Raw genomic sequence first — 18,661 nt, forward strand, 5'->3', positions numbered from 1 at the left:
TCTATTGGCAACGACTATTTTTTCTTCTCATCGGTATACCAGATACCTTCTTCAAGCTGAGACTTCAGCTCTGGGTACTCATTGGCATCAAACGTCGGCAATTTGCCTTCTTTTAACTGACGGTTGTAGTCTTTCGCCAGCTTAATCACCGTACCAGAAAGTAAGATGATCGCGACCAAGTTAACAATCGCCATAAGACCCATGGAGACATCAGCTAATGCCCATACCACAGGCAGTGACGCTAGCGCGCCAAACATCACCATACCAAGAACAATAATACGGAACAGGCCAAGACCCGCTTTATGATTATGCTCTAAGAAGATTAAGTTCGTTTCAGCATACGAGTAGTTCGCAATGATAGAGGTGAAAGCGAAGAAGAAAATCGCCACCGCAACAAAAATGCTACCCCAATTACCCACTTGAGAGCTCAACGCAGCTTGAGTCAGTTCGATACCCGTCACTTGACCACCTGGTACAAACTCACCTGACATCAAGATGATCGATACTGTCGCCGAACAGATCACAATCGTATCGACAAAAACACCCAACATTTGCACATAACCTTGCGAAGCAGGGTGTGGTGGATATGGTGTTGCAGAAGCAGCCGCGTTTGGCGCAGAACCCATACCCGCTTCGTTTGAGAATAGGCCGCGTTTCACACCGTTAATCATCGCTTGAGCAATCGCATAACCCACACCACCAGCAGCGGCTTCTTGCAGGCCAAAAGCACTCTTCACAATCAAGGTTAGGATTGCTGGCAATTTTTCGATATTGGCGATCATCACAAACAGTGCAAGCGCTAAATAAGCTGTTGCCATGATTGGCACAACCAACTCTGCCACGCGTGCAATACGCTTGATACCACCAAAAATTACAATCGCCGATAGCGCAACCACGACAACACCCACGTACTGATCATCCCAACCAAATGCATTGTGCATTGCGTTGGCAATCGAGTTCGCTTGAACCGCGTTGAAAACCAGACCAAAAGCGATAATCAGGAAAATAGAGAACAGGATGCCCATCCAGCGCATGCCCAACCCTTTTTCCATGTAGTAAGCAGGGCCACCACGGTAGTTGCCATCATCATCTTTGGTTTTGTAAAGCTGAGCGAGTGTACTTTCGGCAAATGAAGTTGCCATACCCAGCATGGCAATCAACCACATCCAGAAGATAGCGCCAGGGCCACCAGCGGTTAGTGCTACAGCAACACCGGCCATGTTACCGGTACCGACACGTGCAGCGAGACTGGTACAAAGAGCTTGGAAAGAAGAAATACCAGCTTTGTCTGCTTTACGACTGTTCTTCAACACTGAGAACATATGGCCAAAATGGCGGAACTGAATGAATCCTAGGCGGATAGTAAAGTAGACGCCCACGCCGACCAAAAGATAAACAAGAATCGACCCCCAAAGCAGGTCATTCATTAAATTAATTAAGTCTGTCATAACATCCTCATAGTGAGTTTCGTCGATTTTGCATCCTTGCCATCCATCTAGCTGCGTCACCAAGTGTCAATTCTTGGTAGTGTATGTTTTATTTTTGGCAGCTGAGATCTGTAAAACTCGCTTCATGCTTCCGTTTCACGTACCGACGTAATTTTTGACGGGCGGATAATGCAGTGAAGAATAGCAAAAATCAATATGCAAACACACGCATCACAATGTTATTTTTCACTATAAACTCACTAATAGTTAACACAAAAAAGAACAAATCAACCACAAAATCAGCACAACAACATCAACTATTAACAACAAGCCAAATCTATCAATAGCAATAAAAACGCCATCCGATAAAAGTAGGCTAACACCTTGTCTCTACTGGTTTTACCAGCAAATTTGTGTGATTTACCCCCCATTTTGTATGTTACCTATCGGATGAGGGGAGAAGAGCAAGGTTGATTAGCATTTTAGCGCTAACTTAAAACAGCCAGTTAACATCAAAAATAGCTAAAATTAATCGTTTTCACACTGACAACTGAACGTTTTTTATACAGCACGCTCTTCTAAAAAGGTACATCGAGCACAAAAAGCCATAAAAATTTCATTGGATCGCAACAAATGAGAAATCAATCATAGATACCCTTCAATCTCAATGGTATTTAATCTAACCAATAACAACGTACAACAGAGGTGGCATATGGATGGCTTGAACTTTGATGAGATGATGGAGATGGACTTTTCACGAGGTCGCTCAGCAAAATCAAAACCTGTTAAACGTAAATGGCGAGAAATAGAGGCAATTCAAGATCGTCGTCGCTTAGAAAAAGAGCTGCTTGATATGGATATCGGATTAGATAAGTTGGAAAATTTAGAATTTTAGTCAGTAAAGGAGGCGCCAAAGCGCCTCTTTATTTTACCGCTCGTATGATAAACGTTAAATACACTCTTTGTCTGTCGCGCGCACGCGTTTCGCCAGTTGCGCATATTGCTCAGCAATCGTGTCCCCAAAGACAGGATCGTCATCTGAACCACTATAGAGCGTTTCCACGTGTTGCCAATCTTCGACACTAAATCGGTCACAAATCATCGGCAAAATATTTTTCTCTTCCAGCTCTAAGTGTGACTTCTGCGCATTCATGAACGCTTCCAATTGCTCAATAAACAGATGATGCGGTACCACAGCATCTTGCAAGATCATCTCGACAATATTCATAAACGCATGCGTTTTACATTCCAACAACTTGTGCTCAAATTCTAAGTTGTCCATATCATCATGCGCACCGTAATGTTCACGGTAATAGTGATAAAGAATATCCTCTTTCGGATGATGATATTTCTCTGAATATTCAGACAAGTAATCGACCACCTCTTTAATCAAACTGTAATTGACTGGCTGTTCTTGCTTTAGCAATTCCACTTTATTGGCAAGGATAGCGAGTAGACGCACCATATAGCCATGTTCACGCCTGATTTGTTCAATCATCATAGCGTTTCTCCTTAAACACACAATCTTTGTAAGTGTATAAGAAAACGCCAATAAAGGTTTAGAGGCTGTTCAAAAAAAGGCCAGATCAGTAACTAAAATCAATACGAGTAATTGAAAAATAAAGAGAAGCCCACCAGGCTTCTCTCGCGATATTCGTTGAGTCGTTGAGTTCACTTAATTAAACCCGCTCAGGCAGTCTCCAATCAATCGGCTTCAAGCCTTGTTTGGTTAAGTGCTGGTTAGCCAAAGAAAAGTGATGGCAACCAAAGAAACCACGGTGAGCCGACAGCGGCGATGGGTGCGGAGCTTCTAGTACATGGTGCTTTGAGCGATCAATAAAGCGTCCTTTTTTCTGCGCATGCGCTCCCCAGAGTAGAAACACAATGCCACTACCATGTTGGTCAAGTGCTGCAATCACTTTATCGGTATAGGTTTCCCATCCGGTTGTTTTTGCATGAGAGTGCGCTTTGCCCTGCTCCACTGTTAGCACAGTATTGAGTAATAGCACCCCTTGTTCGGCCCAAGATTGCAAATAGCCATGCTGAGGAATAGTAAACCCCTCCACATCTTGCGCGAGCTCTTTGTACATATTAACTAAAGAAGGGGGGGTTTTTACTCCTGGTAGAACCGAGAAGCATAAGCCATGTGCTTGATCTGGTCCGTGGTAAGGATCTTGGCCCAAAACAACCACTTTTACGTCGGCAAATGGCGTAGCATCAAAGGCGTTAAAAACATCGGCTTCAGGAGGAAAAACCACCTTACCCTCTGCGCGCTGCTCAGCGACATAACTCAGTGTTTGCTGAAAATAAGGTTGCTGCTGCTCGTCGCCGATCACATCATCCCAAGTCAATAACTTAGCCATTATGATTGTCCTCTATATAGATACCGTTATTGTCGCAAAAAACCACGCAAAAACGAATCAACAAGATGATCGGCGATGGGTATGAAATTACGCTTGGCGATGCCACTCACGCAACTGCTTGATTTCCACTGGCCACAGCTCTGGTTCTATGGTTTCAAGAATAAGAGGGATCGCATCGAACCGGCTGTCTTTCGCTATGTACTCAAAACAGTCCCAACCAATGGCTCCTTTACCCAGCGCATGGTGTCTATCAACCTTGCTACCCAATGTCGATTTGGAGTCATTAATATGCATTGCACGCAAATAATGCATGCCCACCACTTGATCAAACTCGGCAAACGTTGCTTCACACGCGTCATGGCTAGAGAGATCATAACCTGCTGCAAAGGTATGGCAGGTATCAAGGCACACGCCAACACGAGATTTATCTTCTACTTGATCGATGATCGCCGCGAGATGTTCAAATCGCCAACCAAGGTTTGAGCCTTGCCCTGCAGTATTTTCGATTACGGCTATCACATCTGGTACAGCTTGGTGCGCTAAGTTTATTGAATGAGCGATTTTCGCCAAACACTCTGCTTCAGAGATCTTGTTAAGGTGACTGCCGGGATGAAAATTGAGCAGCGTTAACCCCAATTGATGACATCGTTCCATTTCATCAATAAAAGCGGCGCGCGATTTTTCTAATTTCTCTTCTTCTGGCGCACCTAAGTTAATCAAGTAAGAGTCATGAGGCAATATGTGCTCGGCGCTAAAGCCCAGCATTTTACAGTTAGCTTTAAAGGCGCTAATGGTTTTGGCTTCAAGCGGTTTTGCTACCCATTGACGCTGATTTTTAGTGAAAAGCGCAAAAGCATTGGCGCCAATTTCACGTGCTCGCATCGGCGCTTGATCAACCCCACCAGCGGCAGAAACATGCGCACCGATATACTTAGTTCCGAAGTTTTTGTTCATGTTATTTAATCACTTTACTCTTTCAGTTTGACCACCACCTAACAAGTAGTTAGTCCGCATAGTTGACTTAAAAATGGTCATTTTGTAGTAAAATTACTACAAAATGACCGTTGTAACTATTTTTTATATTATAAAATAAATTGTAATTTGCAGTTTTTAAAGACTTTTATTGATTTAACGCAATAAAATCCCCTTCAAAAAAATAAGGTTTTTAGTTGTTTTTTGACCTAAATCAATATTATTATAATGGATATTAGCTATATAATACTTAGCTCAACAAAAATATTGAAAATTAACACCAATAACACCACAGAAAATGTGGATTAGGAGACAGTAATGATTCAAGGTATTCAGATTACTAAAGCAGCTAACGACGATCTACTAAACTCTATCTGGCTACTAGACAGCGAAAAGAACGAAGCACGTTGTGTTGCGGCATCTGCTGGCTACCAAGCTGACCAAGTTATTGCGATTAACGATCTAGGCGAATACGAAAGCCGTGAAGTGGCAATCGAAACTGCACCACGCATTGAAGGTGGTCAACACCTAAACGTTAACGTTCTACGTCGCGAAACTCTTGAAGACGCCGTTGCTCACCCAGAGAACTACCCACAGCTAACCATCCGTGTATCGGGCTACGCTGTACGTTTCAACTCTCTAACGACAGAGCAGCAACGCGACGTTATCGCACGTACGTTCACTGAATCTCTATAATTTAGCTCGTCTCTGACGAAGGTAAATTTAGACACGCATTTGAAAAGCAGGCCTTGGCCTGCTTTTCTTTTCTTCGCCACCTAAAACAGGCGAAACATCTCAAAAAAATACCGCAAATAGAAGCCTAAAGAATCTATCCCGGTAGCGCAAAAGAAAGAAAATCAAAAAGAGGCAATACCAAAGGAGATGTTGATTCCATCTCGCGTTGGATTCTGTCGCGCTCTTTTCACTTTCTAAGCTAAATTTCTCCAGCTCATAACAAGTAGAACAAGCAAAGACTTGTTTTGATTGGTACAAACACACTGTCGGCAAACCATTTGAAAAAATGGGACGCAAAGCTTCCGGTCTAACGATAATATTTATCCACGATAGCGGAGCCGCCACTTGATCGCTCAATCAAGTGTTGAGGGTTTATCGCCCTTTTCACATGCCGAGGTGTGGCAATTTTTTGTCAACCTAAAAAGGAACATGTGATGAAATCACGTCCAAATAAAACCTTATTGGCACTCGCTCTTACCGCTCTAAGTGGGCAAGTTGCCGCTCACGGCTACGTCTCTGCGTTCAATGATGGCATCGCAGCAAGCCGTGTTGCGCTATGTAAATTCCCGACCTCTGATACTAATGAGAAAAACAGCAACTGTGGTGCCATTCAATATGAACCACAAAGTGTGGAAGGCCCTGAAGGCTTCCCTGAAGCTGGCCCTGCTGATGGCAAAATTGCCAGTGCACAATCAGCACTGGCCACAGCATTAGATGAACAAACTGCGGATCGTTGGGTTAAGCGCCCGATTACGGCTGGACAGCAAAACTTTGAATGGACCTTTACTGCCAACCACGTCACTCGCGATTGGAAATACTACATCACTAAAGCGGATTGGAATCCAAATGCGCAACTCTCACGAGCGTCGTTTGATCTGAATCCGTTCTGTGTCATCGAAGGCAATATGGTTCAACCACCAAAGCAAGTTAGCCACGCGTGTAACGTCCCTGAACGTAAGGGCTACCATGTCATTCTTGCAGTTTGGGATGTGGGTGATACTGCCGCTGCATTCTACAATGTGATTGACGTGCAATTTGATGGTCAAGGCCCCGTGCTTCCTGAGTGGAATCAAGCAGGCCAGATCTCACCAACACTCGATCTAAATATTGGTGATCGCGTCTTTACCCGCGTATTTGATCACGCTGGTGAAAACCAAGCTTATCGTACTGAATTGGCGATCGATAGCCCTGCCCTAACTCAAGCTAAAAACTGGTCTTATGCTCTAGCAAACAAGGTAAACCAAGAGCAAACAGCGATCAAAGCAGGCCAACTACAGCAAGGCACTTTCACCCCTGTTTACGGTACCAATCCGATCTATTTACAAAACGATAGCCAACTCACTCGTGTAGAAATTGGCTATGAGATTGACACGGTTGTTCCCGATTACGCACTTAACATTGCAGGCTTACAATCTGAATATACTGTCACAGAACAACCGACTGAACTGGCATTGACGCTAAATGCTAGCGGTGATCTGCACGCGGAGTTAACGGTTTATAATCATGGCCGTGAAGCGCTGGCGAGTTGGAGTGGCGAACTGGTAGATGGGCAATCTAAAGCGGTCGATCTCACGCTGGCTAAATCTCAAGCGGGCCACCATATGTTGATCAGCCGAATCAAAGATCAGGCTGGCAACTTGATCAATCAAGAAACGTTAGATTTCCATCTAATCGCTGAAGTGACGCCTCCGCCAGCGGGTGACTATGATTTTGTCTTCCCTGAAGGACTAAAAAGCTATACCGCAGGTACAAAAGTGCTCGCCAGTGATGGTCAAGTTTACCAATGTAAAGCTTTCCCATACTCAGGCTACTGCGCTCAATGGACACAAACAGCCACCCAGTATGAGCCAGCGACGGGCTCTCATTGGTCAATGGCGTGGGACAAAGTGAACTAAGTTCCTAGCGTTCACAATTTTTAGAGAAGAAACAGCAACGGCACTTTATTAAGTGCCGTTCTTATGTGCGTTGCCAATGACGTTGCGCTACAGTGAGGTATTCATTCCGATTTTTCATAAGTCACTCTATGTTGCTTGAAGGTATTGAAACACTTCTGACGTTAAGCAAAGCTAAAACCATGAGTCGCACGGGTAGCTTGCTCTATATTAGCCAATCGGCAGTGAGTAAACGCATTGCTAACTTAGAAAAGAAACTGGGCAAGAAGCTGATTGTTCCCGACGGCAGAAACGTGCAGCTAACACGTGAGGCGCTCAATCTTATTGAGAGTATCGGTCCCACTTTTAATGAGTTACGGGGACTTATTTATGAACAGCAAAACATCATTGAGAACAGCCCTTTAAAGCTGGACTGTTCTGAAACACTGGTTGCCGGTTACTTAGCGGAAATATTCGGCGAGTATTTTACTCATGATCCTTACCTAAGCATCACGACCAATCATACGCCAAGAATTGTTGAGCATGTTCAATCCGGAAAAGCACACCTTGGGATATGTGCTGGTAATCTCCCCACGCACCACCAACTGATGGTTTTCCATCTCTTTGATGAACCCTTCTACATTGTCTTTCATCGCCCAATCAGTACGCTGCCAGAGACAATCATCACCAATGATCTCTCCAACCCAGCGAACTCATACCAACAAGCGATTCTAAGCCAACTCAATATGTTACCTATCATGGAGATGGACTCTTACGCGGCGGCTGCAAAGTTAGCGCTGGCAGGTATCGCCCCGGCACTCGTGCCGTTATCGGTGATAAAAACACTCAATATCGAGGAGAAACAGTGCCACTATTTTCCCTCACTAAAATCGCTTTCACGGCCCATTCACATCTGTGTTCGCCCGGCATCCTATCGTAATAGCCGCATTAAAACATTGATAGCAACCATTGGTGATGCTGTTGCCAAAGTAACTTGCCTGCCATCAACATCGACATAATGATCACTAAAGGTCTTATCCATTTTTGACCTTTAGTCACCACCACTCGCGCGCCAAGTTGAGCGCCAAGAAAACCACCCACCGCCATCACTAAGCCAAGCTCCCATACTGGTAAACCAGCGAGAATAAAGAACAATAACGCCGCAATATTCGAGGTAAAGTTCAACACTTTAGTACGCGCCGTCGCATCCACCAGCGAAAAGTGCCCTAACGCGACAAAACAAACGGTAAAAATTGAGCCAGTTCCTGGGCCAAAGAAGCCATCATAAAAACCAACACCACCACCAACACAAAAAGCAAACATCGCCTCAGAAATTTTTGCTTTACCTTGCTGCTCGCGAGTTTTTGGCATTAATAAGAAGTAGAGAGAAATGGCCACCAGCAATAGTGGGATCAAACTGGTCAACACCCCAGCATCAATATGCTGCACCGATTCTGCACCAACCGCTGAACCAATAAAGGTACACGCAATCGCCAGGCGCATCTCTTTAATGCTGACAATGCCATTACGGACAAAATACCAAGTAGCAGAAAAGCTGCCAAATGAGCTTTGCAGTTTATTGGTCGCCAGTGCTTGAGTTGGCGGAACACCCGCCGCAAGCAATGCAGGAAGTGTTAATAAACCACCACCACCAGCCATCGCATCAATAAAGCCAGCCAAGCTCGCCACCAAAAACAGCAGCGTGAGTATTTCGAATGAAAGTTCCATTTGTTCGTCACGGTAATAAATCCAATAGCGTTAAGTTATCACTACTCAATCAATTCAGTTAACGAAAGATTCGATTATCACTCATTCCCATTTTTCATTAATTCCAATATCAGTAGAAAAGCCGTCAGTGCCGATTACCAAGGCATAAAAAAACCCGCTCAAATGAGCGGGCTTAATATGACCAATAACTGAGTTTATGCTTGAGAGGCTTTCACTTTCGCGTGCAACTCTTGCACTGACGTCACTGTACTCTTCGCATCAGCAGTATGCGCCATACAGGTCGCAAACGCAGCGTTTAGCGTTGTGGTGTAGTTCACCTTCTCAGCCAGAGCGCCACGACGAAGAACTTTAGAGTCCTCAATCGCTTGACGACCAGCAGCCGTGTTCACAATGTAGGTGTATTCATTGTTCTTGATACGGTCAAGAATATGAGGACGACCTTCATGAACCTTGTTTACCAAGCGAGGGTTAATGCCCGCTTCGCCAAGGATAACCGCAGTACCGTGCGTTGCATCCAGTTGGTAACCAAGCTTAACCAGTTTAGAGGCCAAATCCACTACGCGTTGCTTATCGCCTTCACGTACTGACAGTAGCGCACGGCCACCTTCAGGGTAAACGCTGCCACAGCCAAGTTCTGCTTTTGCGTACGCTTCTGCAAACGTAGCGCCAACACCCATCACCTCACCTGTCGAGCGCATTTCTGGGCCTAACAGTGGGTCAACACCAGGGAACTTGTTAAATGGCAATACCACTTCTTTTACTGAGTAGTAAGGTGGGATGATTTCTTTAGTAAAGCCTTGAGCTTCTAAAGATTGACCCGCCATGACACGTGCAGCGATTTTCGCTAGTGGTGCACCAGTCGCTTTCGAAACAAACGGTACGGTACGTGCCGCACGTGGGTTTACTTCGATTAGGTAAACTTGATTATCTTTTACCGCAAACTGTGTGTTCATTAGGCCACGAACACCCAACTCAAACGCCAGTTTTTCAACTTGCTCACGCATTACATCTTGGATTTCTTGGCTTAACGTGTATGCAGGCAGTGAACATGCCGAGTCACCAGAGTGAACACCCGCTTGCTCGATATGCTCCATGATTCCGCCAATCACTACGCGCTCACCGTCACAAATCGCATCAACGTCAACTTCAACAGCGTCGTCTAGGAAGCTATCAAGTAATACTGGTGATTCGTTAGATACGCTCACCGCTTCGTTGAAGTAACGACGTAGGTCTTGCTCGTCGTAAACGATTTCCATCGCACGACCACCCAGTACATACGAAGGACGAACCACCAATGGGAAGCCGATTTCACGCGATTTTTCAATCGCTTGCTCCATGGTCGTTACCGTTGCGTTTTGTGGTTGTAGCAGGCCTAAACGGTCAACCGCGACTTGGAAACGCTCACGGTCTTCTGCACGGTCAATCGCATCAGGGCTCGTACCAATGATTGGTACGCCTGCCGCCTCTAGTGCACGTGCCAGTTTCAGTGGCGTTTGACCACCGTACTGAACGATAACACCTTTTGGCTTTTCAACACGGGCAATCGCTAATACATCTTCCAGTGTTACTGGTTCAAAGTACAAACGGTCTGACGTGTCGTAGTCGGTTGATACCGTCTCAGGGTTACAGTTGACCATAATGGTTTCGTAACCGTCTTCACGTAGTGCCAGTGATGCGTGTACACAACAGTAGTCAAATTCAATACCTTGGCCGATACGGTTTGGACCGCCACCCAAAATCATGATTTTGTCTTTATCGGTTGGATTAGCTTCACACTCGTCATCATAAGATGAGTACATGTATGCTGTATCTGAAGAAAATTCTGCCGCACAAGTATCAACACGCTTGTAAACCGGGTGAATATCGAACTGGTCACGTAGGCGACGGATTTCGCTTTCCGCAACACCCAGCAGTTTCGATAGACGCGCATCCGCAAAGCCTTTGCGTTTCAGTTTACGCAGTAAGTCTTCGGTCAAACCAGCAAAGCCTCCGGCTTTAACTGACTCTTCCATTTTGACTAGATCTTCAATTTGAACGAGGAACCAACGGTCGATTTGCGTTAGGTTGAACACGCCATCAACAGATAAGCCTGCACGGAATGCATCGGCGATGTACCAAATACGCTCTGCGCCAGCTTCTTTTAGCTCATGGCGAATTTTTGATAGTGCGTCTGGTGACTCAAGGTCAACCATTTCGTCAAAACCACTTGCGCCCACTTCTAGGCCACGTAATGCTTTTTGTAGTGACTCTTGTTGGTTACGACCAATCGCCATCACTTCACCCACTGACTTCATTTGCGTCGTCAGACGGTCGTTTGCGCCGGCAAATTTCTCGAAGTTAAAACGAGGAATCTTAGTCACAACATAGTCGATAGTTGGTTCAAATGATGCTGGTGTTGCGCCACCAGTGATGTCATTCATCAACTCATCAAGCGTAAAGCCAACCGCCAGTTTTGCTGCTACTTTAGCAATCGGGAAACCCGTTGCTTTTGAAGCAAGCGCGGAAGAGCGAGATACACGTGGGTTCATCTCGATGATAACCATACGGCCATCTTTCGGGTTGATACCAAACTGAACGTTTGAACCGCCAGTTTCAACGCCGATTTCACGTAGAACCGCTAGCGATGCATTACGCATCAACTGGTATTCTTTATCGGTTAGCGTTTGTGCTGGTGCCACCGTGATTGAGTCACCGGTGTGGATACCCATTGGGTCGAAGTTTTCAATCGCACAGACGATGATGCAGTTGTCGTTTTTGTCACGAACCACTTCCATCTCGTACTCTTTCCAACCGATCAATGACTCATCGATTAGCAGCTCGTTAGTTGGCGATAAATCCAGGCCACGACGACAGATTTCTTCAAATTCTTCTTTGTTGTATGCAATACCGCCACCCGTACCACCCATGGTGAACGAAGGACGAATGATACAAGGGAAGCCAACCATATCGAGAACTTTGTAAGCTTCTTCCATTGTTTTGGCTGTATCTGCCGTTGGACACTCAAGGCCAATCGACTTCATTGCTTTATCAAAGCGAGAACGGTCTTCTGCTTTATCAATCGCATCAGCGGTTGCACCGATCATCTCTACGCCAAACTCAGCAAGAACACCGTGTTTCTCTAAGTCTAGTGCACAGTTAAGCGCTGTTTGACCGCCCATGGTAGGCAATACAGCATCAGGGCGCTCTTTTTCAATGATCTTACGTACGACTTCCCACTGGATAGGCTCGATATAGGTTGCATCGGCCATCTCTGGGTCTGTCATAATGGTGGCAGGGTTTGAGTTCACAAGGATAACTCGGTAACCCTCTTCACGCAGTGCTTTACACGCTTGTGCGCCAGAGTAGTCAAACTCACATGCCTGACCGATTACAATCGGACCAGCACCAAGAATTAGAATACTTTGAATGTCAGTACGTTTTGGCATTATCTACTACTCCGAATTAAGCGCTGTGTTTTTTAATGAGTTCGATGAAATGGTCAAATAGTGGAGCCGCGTCTTCAGGACCTGGGCTCGCTTCTGGGTGACCTTGGAAGCTGAATGCTGGTTTGTCAGTACGGTGGATACCTTGCAAAGAACCATCAAACAGAGATACGTGTGTCGCACGTAACGTTTCCGGTAGCGTTTTTTCATCCGCAGCAAAACCGTGGTTTTGTGAAGTAATCATCACAACGCCGCGATCCAAATCTTTTACTGGGTGGTTAGCACCGTGGTGACCAAACTTCATTTTCACCGTTTGCGCACCAGAGGCGAGCGCAAGAATTTGGTGACCCAGACAGATACCAAATAACGGGATGTTTTTTTCTAGGAAGACTTTGGTTGCTTCAATCGCGTAAGTACATGGCGCAGGGTCACCAGGACCATTCGATAAGAAAACACCATCTGGATTAAGAGCTAGAACTTCTTCCGCTGAGGTTTCAGCCGGTACCACCGTTAAGCGGCAGCCGCGGTCAACCAACATGCGCAAGATGTTTCGCTTGGCACCGAAGTCATAAGCGACAACGTGGTATGGCAACTCACTGTCATCTTTTGCTTCTGGAAGGCCACCCGTAAGCGTCCACGAACCTTGTTTCCATTGATACGCTTCTTTTGTTGTAACTTCTTTCGCAAGATCCATACCTTTCAAGCCAGGGAATTCTTTTGCTTTCGCAAGCGCTAATGCTTCATCAAGGTTATTGCCAGCGACGATACAGCCGTTTTGGGCACCTTTTTCACGAAGAATACGAGTGAGTTTGCGAGTATCAATATCTGCGATGCCGACAATGTTTTGCGACTTGAGATAATCAGAAAGGGATTGTTCGTTACGGAAATTAGAAGCGATAAGAGGGAGATCGCGAATCACAAGGCCTTGAGCATGAATGGAAGAGGATTCTTCGTCTTCGGAATTGGTTCCGGTATTGCCAATGTGAGGATAAGTAAGAGTGACGATTTGTTGTGAATAGGAAGGATCAGTGAGAATTTCTTGGTACCCCGTCATCGAGGTATTAAAAACGACTTCCCCAACGGAAATACCATCTGCGCCGATGGACACTCCGCTGAACACTGTCCCATCTTCCAGGACTAACAGTGCTAATTTACTCAAGGCAACCTCCAGAATAAAAATGCATAAAAAATAAATAACTTTGCAACATTGCCTTCCATTTCGCCATAAAAAAGCATTTTTAGGTCTGACAGACAAATTGGCGTTATTCTAATAACGGTTGTGACCAGTGTCAACATTCATAGTAAAATAAAATGCACATTTACGACGCTTTATAAGAAAACCTCACCAAAACAGTCAAAAAACCAAGTTTACTTGCTTTTAACTTAACCAACAGCAGTAACTCTTGGTTATCGCCTCAAATTAGAAAGCAAAAAGACAGACAACCAGAAAAAACCATAAAGCAAACGTTACTCACACCAACTAAACACACAAAATACAAGCCCTATCACCACTTATTAACTCAAAGAGCCATAAATAGCATCATAAAGGGCTAATATGCGCATATTTTGTCTAGTTAATTTTTTTTGCCATATCGAGCAGATACAAAAAGCGCCAGCCGAGGCTGACGCATAAATATGTTTAATGGTCTTTATAGATTTTTACTAACGAAGAGATCAAAGATCATTTAAACCCAGTACATCGGTCATAGTATAGAAGCCTGCTGGCTTACCATTCAGCCAAACAGCAGCCTTTACTGCGCCATTAGCAAAGGTCATACGATCCGTCGCTTTATGAGTGATCTCAACACGTTCACCAATATCAGCAAACATTGCCGTATGCTCACCAACAATGTCGCCTGCGCGAATGGTAGCAAAGCCAATTTCGTCTTTGGTTCGTTCACCAGTGATGCCCTCTCGAGCATATACGGCCACATCGTTGAGCTTATTACCCATTGCACCGGCAATCGCTTCACCCATACCAATCGCAGTGCCTGATGGCGCATCGACTTTGTTACGGTGGTGTGCTTCGACAATTTCAATATCGCAGTAGTCACCCATGACTTTGGCGGCTTTTTCCAGCAGTTTAAACACCAAGTTAACGCCGACTGAGTAGTTCGGAGCCATGACGACAGGAATTTCCTTCGCGACCGCATCAATGTGTTCACGCTCTTGATCGCTAAAACCCGTTGTGCCAATCACGATGCTCTTACCGTGGGTACGGCAAAGCTCTAAGTTGGTTAATGTGCTGCTTGGTGCAGTAAAATCGATGATGACATCAAAGCTGTCAATTTGAGAGGCAAGATCATTGGTTAGGACAACTTCAAATTTGCCTTCACCACATAGTTCACCAACATCTACCCCAACCAACGAAGACTCAGGGCGCTCTGATGCAGCTCCAACTTGAGACTCAGGATTAAGATGCGTTGCTTTAACTAAGTTTCGGCCCATACGGCCTGCCGCTCCTGCGATTGCAATTCTGACCATTGCACTCATTCTCCATTTTGGTGTATCGAGATGAAAAGATCCTCACCTCGAGAAAACGATCTTGTGCACTAAACTACCAATAAATGGCTGTGCTGGCTAGCTTTTTGAGACATAGATCAAGAAAACTCTTTGATCACACGCTGTAAAATCGGCACGTTTGCCTCTGGAAATGCGTAATTTTCTAACTGTTTGATCTTTACCCACTCGCCTTGCTGGCCTTCGCGCCCATAAGGATCACCCGCAAAATTGGTGACCAAGATAAAATCAAATTTAAGCGATTTATCCGGATAATCATATTCAAAGTGTTCAAATAGACTCTGCTCAGTGACGTGAATGCCGATCTCCTCATCGAGCTCACGGATCATCGCTTGCTCTGTCGTTTCGCCTAACTCAACTTTGCCTCCGGGAAACTCCCAAAATCCGCCTTTATGTTTATCATCGGGACGCTTAGTAATAAAAATCTGCGATTTGTCTTGATTGAAAATCACCGCCGCAACGATATGGATTCTTTTCATATGATGGTGTTCCTAACTAAAACTCTTAACTAACCTGGCTCATATTGCGTCATCCTCAAGAGGGAGGAACGACCGAGTTGGGGATCTCATCCCACAGCAAACCAAAGAGAACCGATCAGATTCCCTATTACGCTCATGCTTCGCTCTAGGGAATGACGTAAAAAGATGAGAATACAAATTTTACTTAAAAAAAGAGCCGCCTAAGCGACTCTCTATTTAGTAAGCATTATGGACCTAAGTTGTAACTCGGTGAGTGCGAGGGGGTGGCACGGAGCTTACGTTAGTAAGTGAGTACCACCGACACTGCAATCATCAGCTACAGCGACGATTCAAACGAAGTTAGCCAATTTGACCGTGACACTGCTTGTACTTTTTGCCGCTACCACATGGGCAAGGCTCATTACGACCAACTTTGCGCTCATCACGAACCACTGTTTGTGGCTGTGCTTCTGCCGCTTCTTCGCCATCAGCAAGAGGGTTTTCTGCGCTCGCATGTTGAGCATGTGCAAGACGTGCCGCCGCTTCTGCTTGTGCACGACGTTGCTCTTCCATACGCTCAACTTCTTCTTGTTGTTGAACACGTACACGTGACAACACCATGATAACGTCGGTTTTCAATGAATCTAGCAAACCTTCAAACAGTTCAAACGATTCACGTTTGTACTCTTGTTTCGGGTTTTTCTGTGCATAGCCACGTAGGTGGATACCTTGACGCAGGTGATCCATCGCTGCTAGGTGCTCTTTCCACAGTGTATCGAGTGTTTGTAGCATCACTGATTTTTCGAAGTTGCGTAGTACTTGCTCGCCAACGACTTCTTCTTTCTTGCGGTACACTTCAACGGCAAGTTCGATGATTTTTTCACGTAGTGCTTCTTCGTAAAGTTTGTCATCGGCTTCTAGCCACTGTTGAATTGGCGCTTCAATATCAAAGTCGTTCTTCAATCGGTGTTGCAAACCTTCAACATCCCACATCTCTTCAAGAGATTGAGGTGGAATGTATTCGTCGATCATTGCCGTCAATACGTCAGCACGGTTTTGCTCGATCATCTCGCTGATATCTTCAGCAACCATTAGCTCATCACGCAGCTCGTAGACAACTTTACGTTGATCGTTCGCTACATCATCGTATTCAAGTAGCTGCTTACGAATGTCGAAGTTGCGACCTTCTACTTTACGTTGCGCTTTTTCAATTGAACGAGACAACATCTTCGATTCAATCGCTTCACCTTCTTCCATACCACTTTGGATTAAGCTCGCCATGCGATCTGAAGTAAAGATACGTAGAAGAGAGTCTTCCATTGATAGGTAGAAGCGTGAAGAGCCAGCATCGCCTTGGCGGCCAGAACGACCACGTAGCTGGTTATCGATACGGCGAGATTCGTGACGCTCAGTACCAATGATGTGTAGACCACCCGCCGCAAGAACTTGATCATGGATGACTTTCCATTCCGCTTTAATCGCGTCGATTTGTTCTTTCGTTGGGTTATCAAGTTGTTCAACTTTAGACTGCCAACTGCCACCTAACACGATATCGGTACCACGACCTGCCATGTTGGTTGCAATCGTAACCGCACCCGGAGTACCCGCTTCAGCAACAATTTCCGCTTCACGTTCGTGGAACTTAGCGTTCAAAACATTGTGTTTAATCTTGGCTTTTTGCAGTGCATTAGAAAGTAGCTCAGATTTTTCAATCGAGACGGTACCCACCAATGATGGCTGGCCTTTCGCAACGCGCTCTTTAATGTCTTCAATGATCGCATTGAACTTATCAACTTCAGTGCGGTAGACCATATCTGGCATATCGTTACGAATCATTGGTTTGTTGGTTGGGATAACCACCGTTTCCAAACCGTAGATTGATTGAAATTCAAATGCTTCAGTGTCTGCTGTACCTGTCATGCCTGACAGTTTGTCGTAAAGGCGGAAGAAATTCTGGAAGGTGATCGATGCGAGTGTTTGGTTCTCGTTTTGGATCTTAACGCCTTCTTTTGCTTCCACTGCTTGGTGCAGACCTTCTGACCAACGACGACCCGGCATTGTACGCCCGGTGTGTTCATCAACGATAACCACTTCGCCTTCTTCATTGACGATGTAGTCGACGTTTTTCTCGAACAGAACGTGGGCACGCAGTGCCGCGTTTACGTGGTGCAATAGGCTAATGTTAGTCGGAGAGTAAAGCGTATCACCCTCTTCCATTAGGCCATTCTTCACCATCAGTTCTTCAACAAACTCTTGGCCAGTTTCCGTTAAGTAAACTTGCTTAGATTTCTCATCGACTGTGTAGTGACCATCACCACGGTACTCTTCTGAATCTTCTTGATCTTGTTTTTGCAGTTCAGGAATCAAGGTGTTAATACGCGTATAAAGATCTGAGCTGTCTTCCGCAGGACCGGAGATAATCAAAGGGGTACGCGCTTCATCGATTAAGATCGAGTCCACTTCATCGACAACAGCGAAGAAACGAGAACGTTGAACGCGGTCTTCCGCACGGAAAGCCATGTTGTCACGTAGGTAGTCAAAACCAAATTCGTTGTTTGTGCCGTATAGAATATCGGCTAGGTAAGCTTCTTTTTTCGCTTGAGGAGGCATGTTTGGCACGTTAACGCCAACCGTCATACCTAAGAATTCGAATAATGGGCGGTTCGTTTCCGCATCACGAGAAGCAAGGTAGTCATTCACCGTTACAATGTGAACACCATGACCAGGAAGCGCGTTAAGGTAAGCTGGTAAGGTCGCCGTTAGCGTTTTACCTTCACCAGTACGCATCTCTGCAATTTGGCCTGCATTAAGCACCATACCGCCGACCAGCTGCATATCGAAATGACGCATGCCATAAACACGTTTAGACGCTTCACGTACCGTAGCAAATGCTTCAGGTAACAATTTATCAAGGTCTTCACCTTGCTCTAAGCGCAGGCGGAACTCTACCGTTTTAGCCTTTAGTTCTTCATCAGAGAGAGCTTCAAACGTTGGCTCGTAATTATTGATCTCTTTTACAATTTTCTTAAGGCGACGCAAGGTACGGTCATTGCGACTGCCAATTACCTTTGTCAGTAGCTTAGTAATCATCTTGTATGAATCTCTCTATCATTCGATCGGGCACGATCGTATCTTAATGCCTTCAGTCTCTACCAGTTTTAAACT

14 protein-coding genes and 1 riboswitch are annotated in these 18,661 nt (G+C 45.3%); of the genes, 4 read left to right on the forward strand and 10 right to left on the reverse strand.

The features are described from left to right. Positions 1–14: 14 nt before the first annotated feature. On the reverse strand, positions 15–1,448 hold the full coding sequence (locus RH86_RS18545) for an alanine/glycine:cation symporter family protein (RefSeq protein ID WP_005594100.1): 1,434 nt from the start codon (positions 1,446–1,448) through the stop codon (positions 15–17). A gap of 691 nt (positions 1,449–2,139) precedes the next feature. Here RH86_RS18545 and RH86_RS18550 point away from each other — a divergent pair. Beyond that, positions 2,140–2,322, forward strand: a complete 183-nt coding sequence (locus tag RH86_RS18550; protein WP_005594097.1) for a DUF3545 family protein — start codon at positions 2,140–2,142, stop codon at positions 2,320–2,322. 54 nt (positions 2,323–2,376) lie between these two features. On the opposite strand, the gene RH86_RS18555 is transcribed toward RH86_RS18550, so the two are convergent. From RH86_RS18555 to nfo, 3 genes are all read right to left on the reverse strand, one after another. After that, complete coding sequence (locus RH86_RS18555) at positions 2,377–2,928, reverse strand: hemerythrin domain-containing protein (RefSeq protein WP_009387948.1); 552 nt, start codon at positions 2,926–2,928, stop codon at positions 2,377–2,379. 178 nt (positions 2,929–3,106) lie between these two features. Next, a complete protein-coding gene (ung, locus tag RH86_RS18560) occupies positions 3,107–3,790 on the reverse strand; it encodes a uracil-DNA glycosylase (RefSeq protein ID WP_009387949.1) in 684 nt (227 codons plus the stop codon). 87 nt (positions 3,791–3,877) lie between these two features. Then, complete coding sequence (gene nfo / locus RH86_RS18565) at positions 3,878–4,744, reverse strand: deoxyribonuclease IV (RefSeq protein ID WP_009387950.1); 867 nt, start codon at positions 4,742–4,744, stop codon at positions 3,878–3,880. Between the two features lie 336 nt (positions 4,745–5,080). Here nfo and grcA point away from each other — a divergent pair, with 336 nt between their 5' ends. The 3 genes from grcA (at position 5,081) to RH86_RS18580 (ending at position 8,387) form a co-directional block, all read left to right on the forward strand. Further along, positions 5,081–5,458 (forward strand): autonomous glycyl radical cofactor GrcA, encoded by a 378-nt coding sequence (gene grcA, locus RH86_RS18570; RefSeq protein ID WP_005594091.1) that lies wholly within the window; start codon positions 5,081–5,083, stop codon positions 5,456–5,458. A 297-nt stretch (positions 5,459–5,755) separates the two neighbouring features. Continuing rightward, positions 5,756–5,843, forward strand: a riboswitch (cyclic di-GMP riboswitch). An 88-nt stretch (positions 5,844–5,931) separates the two neighbouring features. Beyond that, a complete protein-coding gene (gene gbpA, locus RH86_RS18575; protein ID WP_009387951.1) occupies positions 5,932–7,392 on the forward strand; it encodes an N-acetylglucosamine-binding protein GbpA in 1,461 nt (486 codons plus the stop codon). A 128-nt stretch (positions 7,393–7,520) separates the two neighbouring features. Continuing rightward, a complete protein-coding gene (locus RH86_RS18580) occupies positions 7,521–8,387 on the forward strand; it encodes a LysR family transcriptional regulator (RefSeq protein WP_009387952.1) in 867 nt (288 codons plus the stop codon). Here RH86_RS18580 and RH86_RS18585 read toward each other — a convergent pair. From RH86_RS18585 to secA, 6 genes are all read right to left on the reverse strand, one after another. Beyond that, positions 8,317–9,096 carry a TSUP family transporter gene (locus tag RH86_RS18585; protein WP_005594088.1) on the reverse strand — a complete coding sequence of 260 codons (780 nt, stop codon included), beginning with the start codon at positions 9,094–9,096 and terminating at the stop codon, positions 8,317–8,319. The two genes, RH86_RS18580 and RH86_RS18585, sit on opposite strands and share 71 nt — an antisense overlap. A gap of 194 nt (positions 9,097–9,290) precedes the next feature. Then, a complete protein-coding gene (gene carB / locus RH86_RS18590) occupies positions 9,291–12,521 on the reverse strand; it encodes a carbamoyl-phosphate synthase large subunit (protein WP_009387953.1) in 3,231 nt (1,076 codons plus the stop codon). A gap of 16 nt (positions 12,522–12,537) precedes the next feature. Then, positions 12,538–13,677, reverse strand: a complete 1,140-nt coding sequence (carA, locus tag RH86_RS18595; RefSeq protein WP_009387954.1) for a glutamine-hydrolyzing carbamoyl-phosphate synthase small subunit — start codon at positions 13,675–13,677, stop codon at positions 12,538–12,540. Positions 13,678–14,192: 515 nt separating this feature from the next. Next, the gene (dapB, locus tag RH86_RS18600) at positions 14,193–15,002 is read right to left on the reverse strand and encodes a 4-hydroxy-tetrahydrodipicolinate reductase (RefSeq protein WP_009387955.1); all 810 of its coding nucleotides are present in this window, start codon (positions 15,000–15,002) and stop codon (positions 14,193–14,195) included. Positions 15,003–15,118: 116 nt separating this feature from the next. Continuing rightward, positions 15,119–15,517, reverse strand: coding sequence for an 8-oxo-dGTP diphosphatase MutT (gene mutT, locus RH86_RS18605; protein ID WP_009387956.1), 399 nt, complete (start codon positions 15,515–15,517; stop codon positions 15,119–15,121). A 339-nt stretch (positions 15,518–15,856) separates the two neighbouring features. After that, positions 15,857–18,586, reverse strand: coding sequence for a preprotein translocase subunit SecA (secA, locus tag RH86_RS18610; RefSeq protein WP_009387957.1), 2,730 nt, complete (start codon positions 18,584–18,586; stop codon positions 15,857–15,859). Positions 18,587–18,661 lie beyond the last annotated feature (75 nt).

Source organism: Vibrio sp. N418 (assembly GCF_000222565.1).
GTDB lineage: Bacteria > Pseudomonadota > Gammaproteobacteria > Enterobacterales > Vibrionaceae > Vibrio > Vibrio scophthalmi.

Bases quoted from the DNA above. Each gene is read 5' to 3' on its own strand.
- RH86_RS18545 (WP_005594100.1), bottom strand. From the start codon at position 1,448: ATGACAGACTTAATTAATTTAATGAATGACCTGCTTTGGGGGTCGATT.
- RH86_RS18550 (WP_005594097.1), top strand. From the start codon at position 2,140: ATGGATGGCTTGAACTTTGATGAGATGATGGAGATGGACTTTTCACGA.
- RH86_RS18555 (WP_009387948.1), bottom strand. From the start codon at position 2,928: ATGATGATTGAACAAATCAGGCGTGAACATGGCTATATGGTGCGTCTA.
- ung (WP_009387949.1), bottom strand. From the start codon at position 3,790: ATGGCTAAGTTATTGACTTGGGATGATGTGATCGGCGACGAGCAGCAG.
- nfo (WP_009387950.1), bottom strand. From the start codon at position 4,744: ATGAACAAAAACTTCGGAACTAAGTATATCGGTGCGCATGTTTCTGCC.
- grcA (WP_005594091.1), top strand. From the start codon at position 5,081: ATGATTCAAGGTATTCAGATTACTAAAGCAGCTAACGACGATCTACTA.
- gbpA (WP_009387951.1), top strand. From the start codon at position 5,932: ATGAAATCACGTCCAAATAAAACCTTATTGGCACTCGCTCTTACCGCT.
- RH86_RS18580 (WP_009387952.1), top strand. From the start codon at position 7,521: ATGTTGCTTGAAGGTATTGAAACACTTCTGACGTTAAGCAAAGCTAAA.
- RH86_RS18585 (WP_005594088.1), bottom strand. From the start codon at position 9,096: ATGGAACTTTCATTCGAAATACTCACGCTGCTGTTTTTGGTGGCGAGC.
- carB (WP_009387953.1), bottom strand. From the start codon at position 12,521: ATGCCAAAACGTACTGACATTCAAAGTATTCTAATTCTTGGTGCTGGT.
- dapB (WP_009387955.1), bottom strand. From the start codon at position 15,002: ATGGTCAGAATTGCAATCGCAGGAGCGGCAGGCCGTATGGGCCGAAAC.
- mutT (WP_009387956.1), bottom strand. From the start codon at position 15,517: ATGAAAAGAATCCATATCGTTGCGGCGGTGATTTTCAATCAAGACAAA.
- secA (WP_009387957.1), bottom strand. From the start codon at position 18,586: ATGATTACTAAGCTACTGACAAAGGTAATTGGCAGTCGCAATGACCGT.